Genomic DNA, 15917 nt, shown 5'->3' with positions numbered 1-15917 from the left:
TTCAGTCTATCTTATTTTAATGCGATCAGCAGATTTTGCAAATTTTTCTCCATCAGGGTGAAATAATCATCCCCGTTTGTGACCTGCTCTTTGGTTAAACCTTCTACAGGATTAAGGACCATTGTCTCTACACCCGCTTCATTGGCGAGGGTTTTTGCCAGTTTGTCAGATACCAGCTCTTCGAAGAAAATGTATTTAATCCCTTCATCCTTCACCAGCTTAGCCAAATTAACAATATCTTGACCTGTGGGCTCCGCATCTGGAGAAAGTCCCATAATGGCATGCTGGGTTAACCCATAATCACGTGCTAGGTAACCAAAAGCCTGATGCGAAACGACAATTTCCTTGTTGGGAACGTTGGACAATTCGTCTGTAAAGTGCTGATCCAGCGTTTCCAGCTTGGTCCGCAGCTCTTCATAGCGTTGTTCATATCCTTCTTTATGGGCAGGGTCTACTTCAACCAGGCTGTTTTTGATATTTTCAGCCATTACCATTGCCGATTTGGGACTTACCCATGTATGGGGGTCCACATGATGGTCTGCAATATCCTCTGCGTTAGCTTCATCCGCATGTTCGTCACTATGTTCATCGAACTGTTCTTCACCATGACCGTGTCCATCATCACCCTCAGCAGTTAATAGAGTAACCCCTTCACTTACTGCGACTGACTTCACCTTGGTATCGCTATTCAGTGACTTCAGGAAGTTGGGGACCCATCCTTCCAGGCCTGCACCATTGTATAGGAATAACTGGGCTTTGGATGTATTCACAATATCTTGGCTCTTCGGCGTCCAATCATGTGGTTCAACACCTGTTGGCAGCAAATTAATGACATTCGCATCGTCTCCGCCGATTGTCGCAGTAAACGCATAGACAGGATAGAAGCTCGTGATCACATTCACTTTACCTTCCACCAGCTTGGCACTCTCCGAATTATTACTCTGACCGCATGCCGACAATATGAGCAAACTAAGAACAAGCAGACCGCTGAGCATCCATTTCATCTGTCCTCTTCTACCTGTTGCTAGAGTCCGGTTTACCTGGTCTAGATTTCTTCCATTATAAAATTTCACTAGTATTCACTCCGCATCTCTTAATCGTAAACATTACTGAAGAATTATAGGTAACCTGCACGAACTTGTCAAGCCGCTCTGTCCTATTCATTCTTTCCTTGAGCACGGAGTTCATAACAGTATATGCTTGTTTTCTTCGCATCAGATCCGATTTCATCCAAAATAAAAAGCGACCCGATTTTCATCAGGCCACCTTCTATTACAACTTTATAAATCAAATCTTTGGTTGCACGGTCAAATTCCTATTTCACTTGTGCACCATTAGGCATATTATCCGGTACTGTTGCCAGTGTAAGCTGGTCTCCGTGGGATGCTGCCAGAATCATGCCCTGGGACAGTTCACCGCGCAATTTCACAGGCTTGAGGTTCGTCACACAGATGACTTTGCGTCCAACCATATCTTCTGGGGAATAAAACTTCGCAATTCCCGATACAACTTGACGTTGCTCATAGCCAAGATCCAGCTGCAGCTTCAGCAATTTATCGGCTTTCTTGACCGGTTCACAGGCAATTACTTGAGCGACACGCAGTTCCACTTTGGCGAAATCATCAATACCGATCTCTTCTTTGCCTTCTGGTGCTGTGACGGGTTGAGCGGCCTCAGAAGCGCCTCCAGCATCAACTTGAGCTGCCTCAGGCTGCGCTTCAGCTTTTTTGCCTCCAGTCATCGCTTCAGCAATATAAGCAATCTCCTGTTCAGAGTCCAAACGTGGGAAGATCGGGTCACCCTTCTGCAAAGCGTTGCCAGCCGGAATAACGCCCCATTGCTTCGCTGAATCCCAGGCCGTCAGTTCACCTTCCTGAATGCCGAGCTGTTCCCAGATTTTGCGAGGAGCACGTGTTAGGAACGGCTGCAAGAGGATGGAAGCAATCCGCAAGCTTTCAATCAGATGCGACATTACCGATGCCAGTTCATTCCGTTTCGCCTCATCACGAGCCAGAGCCCAAGGCTGAGTCTCGTCAATGTATTTGTTGCTGCGGCTCACAAACTGACTGATCGCTGTCAACGCTACGGAAAACTGTAGATTTTCCATGGCCTGCTCCACTTTCTCCACAGCAGCAAAACCCGCTTCTTCAAGAGATGCATCAAATTCGGTCACACCGGAAGTAAATTCAGGCGCTCTACCTTCGAAATATTTGTCCACCATGGCTACTGTACGATTCAACAGGTTTCCAAGGTCATTTGCCAGGTCGGAGTTCACACGCTCTACAAAGCTTTCTGGAGTAAATGTACCATCTGAACCAAATGGAACTTCACGCAGCAGGTAATAACGAAGTGCATCCAGACCATAACGGTCAATCAGGGTTACCGGGTCAACGACATTGCCTTTGGATTTGGACATTTTGCCGTCTTTCATCAACAGCCAGCCGTGGGCAAACACTTTTTTCGGTAAAGGTAGGTCCAGTGCCATCAGCATAATCGGCCAGTAAATCGTATGGAAACGAACAATTTCCTTCCCAACCAAATGAACGTCCGCAGGCCAAAACTTCTTATACAGGGATGGATCGGATGATCCATAGCCCAGAGCTGTAATATAGTTGGATAACGCATCAATCCATACGTACACAACGTGTTTCGGATCGCCTTTAACTTTGACGCCCCATTCGAAAGTTGTCCGCGATACAGCCAAGTCTTCCAGACCCGGCTTGATGAAGTTGTTAATCATTTCATTTTTACGTGACTCCGGCTGAATAAAACCCGGATTCTCTTCATAATATTTCAGCAAACGATCGGCATACTTGCTCATCCGGAAGAAGTAGGATTCTTCTTTTACCAGCTCCACCGGATGTCCGCTATCCGGACTTTTGGCCGAGATAATCTCGCCCTTGTCATTCTTCTCCACATCAACCAGCTGGGTTTCCGTGTAGTAGGTCTCATCCGGGATACTGTACCAGCCTTCGTACTCACCCTTGTAGATATCCCCTTGTTTCAATAAACGGTCAAAGATATCCTGTACCACTGTTTTGTGGCGTTCTTCCGTAGTCCGAATGAAGTCGTCATTGGAGATGTCCAGCTTGTTCCACAGTTCCTTGATACCCACAACGATATCGTCGATAAAGGCTTGTGGCGACTGTCCTTTCTCTTGTGCCTTGCGCTCAATCTTCTGACCATGCTCATCGGTTCCTGTCAGATAGTGAACAGCATAACCGCGCAGACGTTTGTAACGAACCATGGCATCACCCGCCACAGTCGTGTACGCGTGTCCGATATGCAGTTTGTCACTCGGATAATAAATCGGTGTTGTCAGATAAAATGTTTTTTGATCAGCCATAAATGACTTCTCCTCCTTCATATGGTCCTGCATTTTTATTGCTTGCTTTGCCTAAAAAAGAACACAAAAAACTCCCGTCCCTATATGGGACGAGAGTTGCTCTCACGTGTTACCACCCAAATTCCCCGTGCTTTTCACAAAACACAGGCTCTGCCGGTCCTTCGACCGCCCATTAACGCTGGATCACGCCTCAGCCTTACGACAGCCCGTTCTAAATCAACGTCTGCACGCTCGAAAGAGGTTCCTCCGGGACCATATTCCATCCTCCTCCCAGACCGGTTCTCAGCTCATCCGGCTCTCTGCACTGGGGGTGTGTCTGTACTTATCCCTTCACTGGAAATCATTATACCAAAAATATACTGAAATACTGCCTCCCTTGTCAAGTGGACAGCAATTCTTAAATCAACTCAATCCTGCAAAAACAACCATTGGATCATTAATCGGATACCATCACAGACTTTTCTGCCTTCGGTGGCACCAAATCCACTCCGCCTGGATGAAACGGATGGCATTTCGCAATGCGCTTAGCCGCAAGCAGTGACCCTTTGAGCGCACCGTGCACCTCAATTGCCTCCATAGCGTAAGCCGAGCAGGTAGGATAGAAACGACATGTCGGCGGCTTCAATGGAGAGATATAGCTGCGATACACCCGAATGGGAGCTTGAACCAATCTGCGGGATAACTTCATCGTCAGTGCTTCCCGTGAGTGTGCTGATGTCCGGATGACACTTTGGCTGGCATATGTTCGGCACAGTCCTTACAGTACCCGAAAACTTCAAATTTATGATCGACGACCTGGAATTGCTCAGGCGCATCTGCAAGCTGCATCGGGCAAAAAACGATTGGATATGTCTTTTGGCATTTCAGACAAATCATATGGTGGTGGTGATGATCCTCACTGCAATGTGCTCTGAACTTCACCCCATCTTCAAAGATGACCTGCTCCAGTACACCCAATTCCTGCATGACACGCAAATTCCGGTACACCGTGTCAAAACTCAGTCCGCTGTAAGTCTTACCCATATATTCATAGACGTCCTTGGGTGTCAAATACCCGGGGGATTCGGCAAATAACCGGGCCAGTGTCTTCCGCTGATCCGTAATGCGGAGCCCCTGCGAGGACATGGTATTAATAATCTGTTCTGTCGACAGCATGACCTAAAGCACCTCCTGTCATACGAGCATTCTGCATAAATCCAAAGAGCGAATTCAATTCAGCAACACCTATATCGAAATGGGTCTATTCGTCTAGGTATTGTACCCGTTAGCGTGTGAAATCAAATTATGCAAAATGCTGATACTTATGCTTGATTTATATACTACTAATAATGCCTTAAATGAAGTTCATAGTCAACGAACGGACCTGAGCCCGCTGATTCTACAGTCGCAATGAAAAAGAACCCCATAAACATGGAGTCCTTTCCTGACGGTTCAGATGATTAATCCTTCGGGCGACTTTTGGGGTGACAGGATATATTGCATATAAGCTTTCACTCCAAACCGTCCGTTTCTGGTGACAGGAGAAACAATTATTTCTCTGTCGGAAGCGGTGTGAACAGCAAGTTGACAGGAAGATTGCTTCCTGGTGCTGCGGAGAAGAGAATCGATACACTTTGACCATACGAACCTGTACGATAGAGTACACTTTGTTCATTCGGAGCGCTTACGGATTTGCCGTTCGAAATCTGTACAACTTCTCCATTAACGAGCGCTACACCCGAGTATTTACCACCACGTGGGTTGAACGAGATTAAAGTCCGAGGAGCAACATTGTTCAGTGTAATTTTGTAGAGAACACCGAAGTTACCCGCGTTAGAAGCATCTGTATACGCCATTGGATCTGTTCCGACCAGATTCGGGTCACTTGCATTGTCGCCGAGCGGCAGACGTGCAGGCTTCGATCCCACTTCTTGGTCGTACGTAATGATACGTGTTGCATTCGGATACGTACCACGGTTATGCACACCATCACGATCCAGAACAGGCAGCGTGGACCATACAGCCATCGGATCTTTATTTTCTTCGATCATGATAATGTTGTAATCCAGCCTGTAGTCGCTGAAAACATCAGAATACAGTGAAATAACTTGCCCTTGCTTCATAGGAAGAACACTCAATTCGGTCAGAATTAGCTTGCTCTCTCCAGGTTGGATGTACACTTTCTTTTGTCCCGTACCGTTCTGTATAGACTGGAACCAGCGATCAATGGACAATTTACCTGCCGCAGTTGCTATTGGTGACGGACCTGCAAAGCCCATGTTTTGCTGCTCTAATGTTGCTGCGTACATATTATTATTCGTAGCAACAACGTACATTTTCACGTTTTTGCCTGTATTGTTCACATGGTGAATCATGAAACGGGTCTGACCGATTGAAGACTCTTTGTACACAATCCCTTCAGAGTTAACGGTTTCCGGGCTGTTACTGCGAATCAGCACACTTTGCTCATCGTAATAAGTGTAGGGTACTTTCTCAATGGCAGGAACTTCACTGCCGTTGAAACTGAACTTATCACCTACCGGCGTGAACAACTGATTAAAATCAGAGATAGTATACAGTGTTTCATTGGTAATATTGACATTCTTGGTATAGCTGTTACTAGCACCATGTTTGTCCGTAACTGTAATCGTTACCGTCTTTGGTCCCGGAACAAAGAATGCCAAAGCATTGTTTTCCCATTCTGTTTTCACAATGGCATTTTCATCATCGGTGCTTTGATCAATGTACGTGATCTTTTCACCCATTTTGTATTCTTCCTTGTCTGTCATAAACATCGCTACAGGAGGAAGATTGGGTTTCTGAACCTGAATCGTAACAGAGTACGGATCACTCCATTGTCCGCTCGAATCCTGGACAGCATACGTTACCGTATATGTACCTGGTTGATCAAACGAATCCTGACGGCCCGTCCAGCGCTCGTCTATAATGTCCAGTCCCTTGGGAGAGCTGGATTTAGTGTTGTATGTCACCGTGTCTCCTGCAAAAATCTCTTTTGGTACCGTGAAGCTGGCTACCGGTTTGGTACTCAGGTTCAGTACAACAGTCTTCGCAGACTGATTCACTTTATAAGTAATGTTGAGAGCCTGCGTAATCGACGTCAGTGGCACCATGAACGTATTTTTTTGTTGATAGGCAGGGCCCTTCATCGTTCTGGATTCACCGTTTACTGTGTAAATAGTGCTATTCGTTTTGAAGCGAAGCTCATCTTCGCCACTAATAATAATGGTTTCTTTGGTTGTATTGTCATATTTCACATCATAACCAACCCGATCAACCAGTGCGCGGATCGCTACATAAGATACGCCATTTTTAACAGCCATCGGCTGTCCTGCAAGATATGTTTTGCCGTCTTGCATCATTTTATTGCTATTCATGTAAAGTGTCAGATCTCCGCCTTTACTTCCGGCTACAGATTGACCGCTTGTAGATGGTTGCTCAACCTCAACCGGAGTCGTAGGGACTGTTGTTTCCTCTTCCGAACCCTCTTCATCAGCAGGGTCTGTAACAGGGTCAACCGGAGTAACATCTGTTCCCGTAGTTTCATTGGTCACCGGGGTTGTTCCTTCAACTTCATTGTTATCAGACTGTTTTGAATCTGACCCCGACTTTACATCCGATTCCGCGATGGTTTGTTCTTTCTTCACAACCTCCACGGATTTAACATTGGCTGTATTTGTTGTTGTTGTATCACTTTGATCGGCTGCTAGTACATTCGCTGGAATCGCTGCAAACGCTTGGAATACAGCTAAAGCGGTAAGTACGGATAATTTCTTCTTCAAATTCATTCTTTGTCTTTGGCTCCTTCTGCTCCCATTTTATAAATATCCCCCTCAAAAAGTCATACTATTAGACGCTTGCAGCCGGGAAAAGTTGCTAAAATTAATTGATAAGAATTGTAAACTTTTAATAGAGCGAAAATACTATGAAAATAGTTATCTATTATACTTTTCGATTTGGAGTGAAATCGGTTTTAAAACCTGCCGCAAATTCCAATAAAAAAAATCCCTCCAGGACATGGCTGAAAAAGCACCATGCCAAAGAGAGATGGATATCGAACTTGCTAACGCAAACTGACAGGTAAGCGTCCTGTCGGCTGCAATTCACCTGTTAAGACAAGAGACAATGCGCGAACCACTGCAGGAGTATTCTCGTACGTACATATATAACTTCCCGGTGTCGGAATCTCCAATAGATCATATGGATTACGCAAAGCGACTACAATCAGGGAATACTTCTCACTAAGTTTTTGAACCAAATGATGCTGTCCTTTCGGAAGATGCCCTGCGGAAGTATAAGTACATATGATAATTTGATCATCCTCCGACACATTATTAAGGATCAGGTCCGCTTCATCAAATGTCGGCTGTGTCGTTATTTTATGCTCCCGAACTCCGCCTCTCAGCTGCGATAACGCCACGCCAAGTGAATCTGTATGAGACCAAGGTTCATCCACTTCTGTCCGTTGCACAACTTCAGGCCAGATGACATACACATTTTTTTCAGGGTCTAAAGGAAGTAATCCATCATTATGAACCACAGTAATGCTATTGGAGGCGATCTCATCCAACGTGGATTCGATAGAGGCCAGCGACTTTGGTAATTCATCCTTCTCTTTTGCTGAGAAATCGACACCATCTTCATCGGATCGATCAGTTACAGCATCATCCTCTTCCATGGAAACAAACGTATGCTCCCACTGACCACAACGCGCTGTCTTCCATGAAATAATACGTTCCAATGCCTGATTAATGGTGGCTTCTTCAATTCGCCCAGTACGAACGGCTTCAACAACGGCTTCAACAGCGGAGACTTGATCTTGCAGTGTATGACTGACCAGAATTAGATCAGCACCTGCCTCCACAGCACGAATGGCTGCCTCGGCCACACCATATGGCTTGGATATCGCATGCATTTCCAGACAGTCTGTAATAATAATGCCGTCAAAGCCCATTTCTTCGCGTAACAGACCCGTCAATACTTTACGGGACAGTGTGGCTGGAATCGGCTCCGGTTCAATCGCCGGAAAGATGACGTGAGCAGTCATAATGGCATCCACTCCGGCCTCAATCGCCCGACGGAACGGTAGAAGCTCCACCTGATCCAGCCTGCTACGTTCATGAGGTACGGTGACCATACCGAGATGTGAATCCACCGCTGTATCTCCGTGTCCGGGAAAATGTTTCGCTGTCGCAGCAACACCTCGGGACTGATATCCTTTGATAGCTGCTGCGCCATGAGCAGCTACGCTCTCCGCATTCTCGCCATAGGAGCGCACCCCGATGACCGGGTTCAGAATATTGTTATTCACGTCTAACACGGGAGCAAGGTTCATATCAATGCCGATGCTTTTCAACTCATGACCTAGAATTTGGGCACATTCGAGTGTATACGCCGGATTGCCGGTTGCTCCAAGCGCCATATTTCCCGGCACCTGGGTCACGCCCTCCTTATCAATCCGGGCCACCATGCCACCCTCTTGATCCACGGAGATCATCAGAGGCAATTCCCCTGCTTCAGCCGCAATTGCCTGCAAGTCGGCAGACAATTGATTTAACTGGTCTACGCTCTCCACATTCCGTCTGAAATAAATGACGCCTCCAACATGATAATTACGGATCAGTTGATTGATCTGTTCATCCGCATGCTGTCCATGGAACCCACACATAAACATCTGCCCTACCCGCTGTTCCAACGAAAGCTGATCCATCGATTTCATACGCATGCTTCCCTCCCCATTATGAACCTGCTCTTAGGTTTGATCTGAATTCCGAAGGTTTCATGTGAAAATGTTTATGGAACACTTTGGAGAAGTATCGCCGCTCCTTGTACCCTGTCGCTTCTCCGATCGCTGTAATACTCCATTCTGTTGTACTTAATAATAAGGCTGCGCTCTCCATCCGCTTATGGGTCATATATTCTACAAAGGTGACCCCCATCTGATTTTTGAACAACTGGCAAAAGTAGCCCGGACTGATGCCCAGCCAATCAGCTACCTCATCAATCCCCAGATCACATTCCAGCCTGGCGTTCATATACTCGCACGCAGACATAATCAGCTCCGACACAGAAGGGCGAGGCGTACTTTTCTTATCATGACAAGCAAAAGCAAGTGCCTCCGCCAGTTCGATTAATTCCTTGATGGAGGTTGCTGAATGCAATGCACTCCAGAAGTGTATTTCGTCTTGTTCAGCCATGACATGTACTTCGCGCAATTCACGAAGCATATGTACAAGCAAAAAACGCAGGCTGTTTTCGGCTACGCCGTCCAGCGCACTCTTATGCTCACTCATCCGATGTTTGAGTGTAACGAGCAGGTCAATCAAGCCCTGTTTGTTTCCCTGTCTGATCCAGCGGGTGATCAAGTCCAAATCTTCTTTTGTAATCCACAGCGTTGTCCTTCTGGAAGGTTCTTTGGATGACATGATGGAGGGCTCACCAGTTTCTGATTCCAGCACATCGCTGCGCTGATCAGAATCATTCATAATCAGCAATCGCTGACAGTGCCGATATCGCTCAGCCATCTGATCATCCAACCTCACAGGCATAATATCCTGAATGACTCTTGTTTTCATGCCTGAACCTGGCTCAAATGTCGCATCTAATTCCAACAGGACCTGTTGAGCTAATGCAGCTGCCCGCAGTTCCCATTCATCTGACGCCTCCACCAGCATGCACCATTCTCCCTTACGGGCCGAAATCAGCAAAGTTCCTTCACAGATCCCGTCTGTAACCTCTCTAAGTCTGGAACGGATCATTCCATGCCAGCTTTGGTGCCGGGCCCCGGACCATCCGATCGAATGCTTGAAATAACCCGACACATCGATAAGCAGAAGGACATACCGTAACGAAGATGCCTGAGGTTCCGGGGAAGAAGGAGGTAAAGAAAATAACGTATCCTCTTCTTTACGCATCAGGTCAATGATATGTTTGTGTCTTACCCATACTTCCATCTCCGATTTGCGGTGGCGTTCGGCCTCCAATTCCAACCGTTTCTTCTGAATCTGCCCGGCAAGCTCACGCAGTTTATGTTCCAGATCCAGATAATCAATTGGCTTGCATATGTATTCATGGACATTGTAACGAATGGCCGTACGGGCATACTCGAACTGCTGATATCCTGTCAGCAAAATAATCTCGCAAGTTTCACCTTGTTCCCGCAGCATTCGAATCAGTTCCAGACCATCCATGGAGGGCATGCGAATATCACACAACATGATGTCCGGGTGATATTCTGCAACTTTATCCAGTGCCTCTATCCCGCTTCTGGCTGTACCCACAATTTCAATGCCCATGTCTTCCCACGGCAAAATAAAACTCAAATTCTCCAAAATCGGCAGCTCATCGTCAACCAGCAACGCGGTTAGATTCATTCATCTTCCCCCTGCTCATATTGTGGAATAATACATTGAATGATGGTGCCATGCCCCGGAGATGAACATATAAACACCCCGTATCCGGCCCCATATTGAATCCGTATCCGATCTGCCACACTTCTTAATCCCAGCCCTCGGCGCTCTGCCATTGAAGACAGGGGCTTCGTTCCCTCTGCCATGATGTATTCAGGCGGGTCATCTGCCATGTATTCGAATCGAGCCAACATTTCCTGGGGAATACCGATCCCATTATCCTCAACTCGCAGCACCAGATTATTTCGTTCCACAAATGCGCTGATCCGAAGTACACCCTGATATTCAATTCCCTCAAACCCATGCTGAATACTATTTTCCACAAGAGGTTGGAGAGTGAGCTTGAGCATGGATGATGTGTACAGATGAGATGGAATGTCGATCTCATACCGGAACAAATCACTGAATCTGTAATGCTGGATCTCAAGATAGCTCTGCAGATGCCTTAGCTCCTCACTGAGCGAAATTTCCTCCTGATCCTGAATGCTGATTCGCAGCATATTGCCAAGTCTTGTCACCATTTCACTTACTTTACGCCCTTCTCCCCTCATGGCTAGTCCGTTAATGGATTCCAGTGTATTAAATAGAAAATGAGGTTTGATCTGGGCTTGAAGCACACGCAGTTCTGCCTTAGCCTTCTGCTGCTGCTCGGCACGCACACGTCGGAACAGGCCTCCGATGCGATCCAGTAATTCATTGAACCCTTGGGCGAGCAGCTGCATCTCGTCAAAGCCACTTCCTTCAACCCGGGCATTAAAGTCACCGTCATCTACTCGCCTCATGAATCGTACGAGAACCGCAATATTACCTGTAATCCGGTTCATGAAGAACACGTTGAAAACCATCGCAGCAAGCAGACACAGCAGAATGATGATAATGGACCAGCCTGCAAACACATTCGTCTCTGCGGATAATGCTTCCCATGAAGTGACACTGACCAGACTCCAGTTATAGTTTTTCAGATGATATTGTGAAATGATGCTTTCACTGCCATCGAACACGGCTCTGGTGCTGCTGAACCCCGGTCCGTAAATGCCAGAACGCACACCCAGATTCTCCATCTTCTCGCCGCTGTATCGTCCGGAAGGATCGTATACGATCAGACCCTCTTCATTGATCAGCAGGAACGAAGTATCCTGTGCAGGATCACTTATTTTCAAATGGCGGAAGATGCGGTCTATCTCCCCTTTTTTAATCTGAACGACCAGTACCCCGATATTCTGGAAATAACTGAGCTCCTTGACCAACCGAATCTGAGTAAAGACAGGCTCTACGCCCGTCAGTTCAGGATATTCCAGAGGGGCCAGCCATTTGGGTACGCCGTTGAGTTCCTGAATTTCTTTGAATATTGGATGAACTTTAAATTGGTTAAAAGGAAGTGCTTGAAAGTTTTCCTTCGTGAATATAGAGACAATCTGGTTATCCTGAGACGAACGCGGACGCAAATCATACAAGAAGGCATAACTAATGAACGGGTAGTTGTATAAAAGGGAACGGAAATTACGCTGGCTGGCATTCAGCGACAACTGATTACCGGTTCCAAGATCCTGTTTGCTCGGATCTTTGGCGTTCAAAGCCATCTGGAACACCGATGTGGCAATGCCGTTGTCCGTGACATTGTTAATCTGCTGAAAAACATTCTCGATATTATAGCTAATCGCCTGGAGTGCATATTCAGACTGTTGATTGTATTTTTTCTCAATCGTATGTGATGTGACCAAGAACATGCCGATTCCAAGCGTGCACATCGGTACAATGATGAGCAATAGAAATGCCATGGCCAGCTTCATCCGCAAGTTCATTTCCCGTTCTCCCTATATAACGCTTCATTAATTAGCCTTTTACGCTACCTGCTGTTACACCTTCAATAATTTTTTCCTGCAATATAGCGTAGATCACAACAACCGGTACAACACTGTATACAATGCCTGCTGACATCTGGGCATAATTCATCTGATACTGATCACGAAACTGGACCATGCCGACAGGCAGTGTACGCAGTTTATCGGTGGATAAAAAATAGTTGGCGAGTAAAAATTCGTTCCAGTTGCCGAGGAAATTCACGATAAAGACTGTAACAATGGCTGGAACTGTAAGGGGTATCACTATTCTAGCAAAGATACCCGGAGCCCTCAACCCATCCATAACCGCCGCTTCCTCAATTTCTCCAGGGAGCGACCGCATAAAGGCAGCCAAAATAATAATCGTGAACGGAATTGCATTGGCAACATAAGGAATGATCAGCGCCAAATGAGTATCCAAAATGCCGAGCTTGCGGACAAGTAAGTATATTGGCAGCATGAGCGCATTGTTTGGAATCAGCATGCCCGCCAGAATGAGACTGTAGAAAAACATGCTCCATTTACGGTGTCTCATACGTGTTATAGCAAAAGCAAACATGGCACCAAGCACAATGGTTCCCACTGAGGACAACACCGAAATGTACATACTGTTCCAGAAATACGTTCCAATCTTGGCATTTACCCAGGCTTCCACGTAGTTATTAAACTCCCAGGTGGAAGGCAGACCAAACGGATTCAGTGCAATCTCGTTGTTATCCTGCTTAAATGAAGAAAAGATTACGAATAAAAAGGGAAACAGAATTGCAAGTAGATACAACATCAACAACACATGAGGTATACTGCCTTTTATGCTCTTTGTCATCAATATTCCACCCTTTCGTTGTGTCTCGCCACCAGCAACTGATATACCGCGGTGAGCACAAGCGTCAGAGCAAAGATCAGAACCGCAATCGTATTGCCATAGCCGTATTTAAAGTTGGTAATCGCATATTTGATCATATACGTAGCAAGCACTTCGGTAGAGCCTGCGGGTCCACCTTTGGTCATAACCAGAACAATGTCAGCTGCCTTCATCGCTCCGGCAATGGACAACATAATGACGACGGAAATGATAGGTCTGATTAGTGGCAATGTAATTTTAAACGCTCTTTGTACAGCTGTGGCACCATCAATGGCTGCCGCTTCATCCAGATCTTTTGGAATAGCCAGAATGGCCGCCAAAACCATGACAATATAGAATCCCGTCCATTGCCAAGCATTGGTTACGAGAATAGATATCATTGCGAATCGGTTATCAGACAGCCAATAGACCGGCGAAATACCTACGGTTCCAAGTAACTGATTCAACAGGCCGATGTTAGGCTCGTAGATGAAGCCCCACAGAATACCGATGACTGCCGTTGACATAATGGACGGCAAAAAGACGGCTGTTTTGTACAAACCTTTCAATTTCTTTACGTTCGCAATGAGCAGGGAAAACAGCACAATGATCGGCACCTGAATCAAAACGGAAAATGCGATAAAGAAACCGTTATTACGAGTAGAAATCCAAAAACGTTCGTCTGTCAGTGCTTTAGTATAATTGGACAGTCCCACAAAACGCGGCTCTGCGGATACCCCGTTCCAACTGGTCAGACTGTAATAGAGTGAACTGCCGATTGGATACAGGAAAAACATGATAAACAAGATCAGTGCCGGCAACACAAACAACGTATAGATCAACGGGCTGCGGAGTGAAGTATTCATGATCTACCTCCTTCAGTGACTTCAACTTCTTATGCTCATATATAGAGCAGATTCCTCAGCAGTAATTCTTTAGAACGGACCAAGGGTTATACCCCGGCCGTGTTCCAACCGGGGTAAACCAGCATGGTGTTAATAGGTACGCTTCTTTGCTTGAAAGATCATTTATTCTACGGAAGCATTAGCCTCTTCCTGAACCTTTTGCAATTCTTCAGCCATTTTCTCTGGCGTCGTCTGTCCACCAACCAGCTTCTGAATTTGCAGGTTGCCGATCTCTGTCGTAACATCAGCTTGAACGAGTGCATCAAATGCCGGGAACGAAGTCTGGGATGCATTCAGAACCGCTACGATTTCTTTCATCAAATCGTCGGTGATGCTGTCTGTCAGCACTTTTTCATCCAGTTTCATCGCCGGTAACACACCATCTTCTACGAGCCCACGTACTTGCATATCTTCGTTGTAGAAGTTTTTGATAAAGGCTTTAACAGCCGCCAGCTTCTGCGGGTCATCCGCAGCCGCTGCGGAGAAACCGTATCCATTATTGACGTCACGCATAAGCGCTGTCTGATCTCCTACACCGTTCTCTACCGGAGGCATATTAAAGAAACCAACTTTGCCAATGAGTGACTCCCCGCTCTGTCCTTCCTTAAATACAGACGATTTCCACGTTCCGTCATACATCAGAATCGCTTCACCGCTCGTAAATTGAGTTGTATATTCAGCATATTCATAGCCAAGCTCGCCTTTTTTGAAGTAACCTTTATCCACCCATTCCTTATGCTTCGCGAATCCTGCGACGACGCCTGGATCAGTCCACTTGGCTTCACCTGTAGCAAACTTCGCAGTAATATCAGGTCCGGCATAACGGGACCAAAGATGGTTCGTTAACATGAGTGGAACCCAGCCTGCTTTGGATGCAGAAGCAAGTGGCACCTTGCCATCAGCCTTGATCTCAGCGAGCATATTATCCAGCTCAGCCATTGTTGAAGGCGCTTTCCAACCTTTTTGTGTAAAATACTCTTTATTGTAGAAGAAACCTTCACCCGATCCCCCAATAGGCAGTCCGTACACTTTGCCTTCATAGGTGAATGGTTCAAGTGATGAAAATTGGTCTTGAATGCCCAGCTCTTGCAGAATCGGTGTGAGATCCAGCAACATGCCTTCCTTGGCATATACTTTGGAGTCCGGACTGCCGAACAATTCGAAGATATCCGGCGGATTGCCCGCTGCCATCTCCCCACGAAGTTTCTCTTTGCGGTTTACATCGGATTCAACGCCGTCCAGTGTAAAGGTCAGGTTAGGTACTTCGCTCTCCACTTTGGTAACGACGTCCTGCAGAATGGCCAGCCTTTTTTGTTTGTCGGCACCCACCTGAGTGTGACGGAGAAGCATTTCAACCGGTTCCTTGCTTGTCTCTGCAGGCGTATTGCCTGCCCCCTGCTGTGGTTCGCTGCTTGAGCTTGAACATCCCGCCAGCGTCCATGAAGTGATGAGCAATAATGAAAGCAGCAACGTCATTCCTTTTTTCATTCGTATGACCCTCCTCAAGATATTGAGCATTTGGCTTTACACTCTGATTATAAAAAGTTGTAGCTAACATCGTAAGGATGACAATTCATC

General features: G+C 46.3%; 11 protein-coding genes. All 11 read right to left on the bottom strand.

Annotated features, from left to right (window positions below; translation table 11 throughout):
• Nucleotides 1–11: 11 nt before the first annotated feature.
• The 11 genes from P5G61_RS10530 to P5G61_RS10480 all read right to left on the bottom strand — a co-directional run bounded on the left by P5G61_RS10530 (nucleotide 12) and on the right by P5G61_RS10480 (nucleotide 15827).
• Nucleotides 12–1004, bottom strand: coding sequence for a metal ABC transporter solute-binding protein, Zn/Mn family (locus P5G61_RS10530; RefSeq protein ID WP_301246382.1), 993 nt, complete (start codon nucleotides 1002–1004; stop codon nucleotides 12–14).
• Between the two features lie 311 nt (nucleotides 1005–1315).
• The gene (metG, locus tag P5G61_RS10525) at nucleotides 1316–3367 is read right to left on the bottom strand and encodes a methionine--tRNA ligase (RefSeq protein WP_301246381.1); all 2052 of its coding nucleotides are present in this window, start codon (nucleotides 3365–3367) and stop codon (nucleotides 1316–1318) included.
• 415 nt (nucleotides 3368–3782) lie between these two features.
• Nucleotides 3783–4034, bottom strand: a complete 252-nt coding sequence (gene yidD / locus P5G61_RS10520) for a membrane protein insertion efficiency factor YidD (protein ID WP_053784390.1) — start codon at nucleotides 4032–4034, stop codon at nucleotides 3783–3785.
• A 2-nt stretch (nucleotides 4035–4036) separates the two neighbouring features.
• A complete protein-coding gene (locus P5G61_RS10515) occupies nucleotides 4037–4501 on the bottom strand; it encodes a Fur family transcriptional regulator (protein ID WP_079349492.1) in 465 nt (154 codons plus the stop codon).
• 374 nt (nucleotides 4502–4875) lie between these two features.
• The gene (locus P5G61_RS10510) at nucleotides 4876–7131 is read right to left on the bottom strand and encodes a stalk domain-containing protein (protein ID WP_301246379.1); all 2256 of its coding nucleotides are present in this window, start codon (nucleotides 7129–7131) and stop codon (nucleotides 4876–4878) included.
• 275 nt (nucleotides 7132–7406) lie between these two features.
• Nucleotides 7407–9068, bottom strand: coding sequence for a beta-N-acetylhexosaminidase (gene nagZ / locus P5G61_RS10505; protein WP_301246378.1), 1662 nt, complete (start codon nucleotides 9066–9068; stop codon nucleotides 7407–7409).
• A 13-nt stretch (nucleotides 9069–9081) separates the two neighbouring features.
• The gene (locus P5G61_RS10500; RefSeq protein ID WP_301246376.1) at nucleotides 9082–10716 is read right to left on the bottom strand and encodes a response regulator; all 1635 of its coding nucleotides are present in this window, start codon (nucleotides 10714–10716) and stop codon (nucleotides 9082–9084) included.
• Complete coding sequence (locus P5G61_RS10495; RefSeq protein WP_301246375.1) at nucleotides 10713–12554, bottom strand: cache domain-containing sensor histidine kinase; 1842 nt, start codon at nucleotides 12552–12554, stop codon at nucleotides 10713–10715. Before P5G61_RS10495 ends, P5G61_RS10500 begins: the two co-directional genes overlap by 4 nt.
• 31 nt (nucleotides 12555–12585) lie before the next feature.
• Nucleotides 12586–13416, bottom strand: coding sequence for a carbohydrate ABC transporter permease (locus tag P5G61_RS10490; protein WP_024631028.1), 831 nt, complete (start codon nucleotides 13414–13416; stop codon nucleotides 12586–12588).
• Nucleotides 13416–14300 carry a carbohydrate ABC transporter permease gene (locus P5G61_RS10485; RefSeq protein WP_024631029.1) on the bottom strand — a complete coding sequence of 295 codons (885 nt, stop codon included), beginning with the start codon at nucleotides 14298–14300 and terminating at the stop codon, nucleotides 13416–13418. The genes P5G61_RS10490 and P5G61_RS10485 overlap by 1 nt, the downstream gene beginning before the upstream one ends.
• A gap of 162 nt (nucleotides 14301–14462) precedes the next feature.
• Nucleotides 14463–15827, bottom strand: coding sequence for an extracellular solute-binding protein (locus tag P5G61_RS10480; RefSeq protein ID WP_301246374.1), 1365 nt, complete (start codon nucleotides 15825–15827; stop codon nucleotides 14463–14465).
• Between the last annotated feature and the right edge of the window lie 90 nt (nucleotides 15828–15917).

Source organism: Paenibacillus vandeheii (assembly GCF_030433635.1).
Taxonomy (GTDB): Bacteria; Bacillota; Bacilli; order Paenibacillales; family Paenibacillaceae; genus Paenibacillus; species Paenibacillus vandeheii.
The sequence above is the reverse complement of the archived record's forward strand: the minus strand, read 5'-3'. Positions and strand labels throughout refer to the sequence as shown.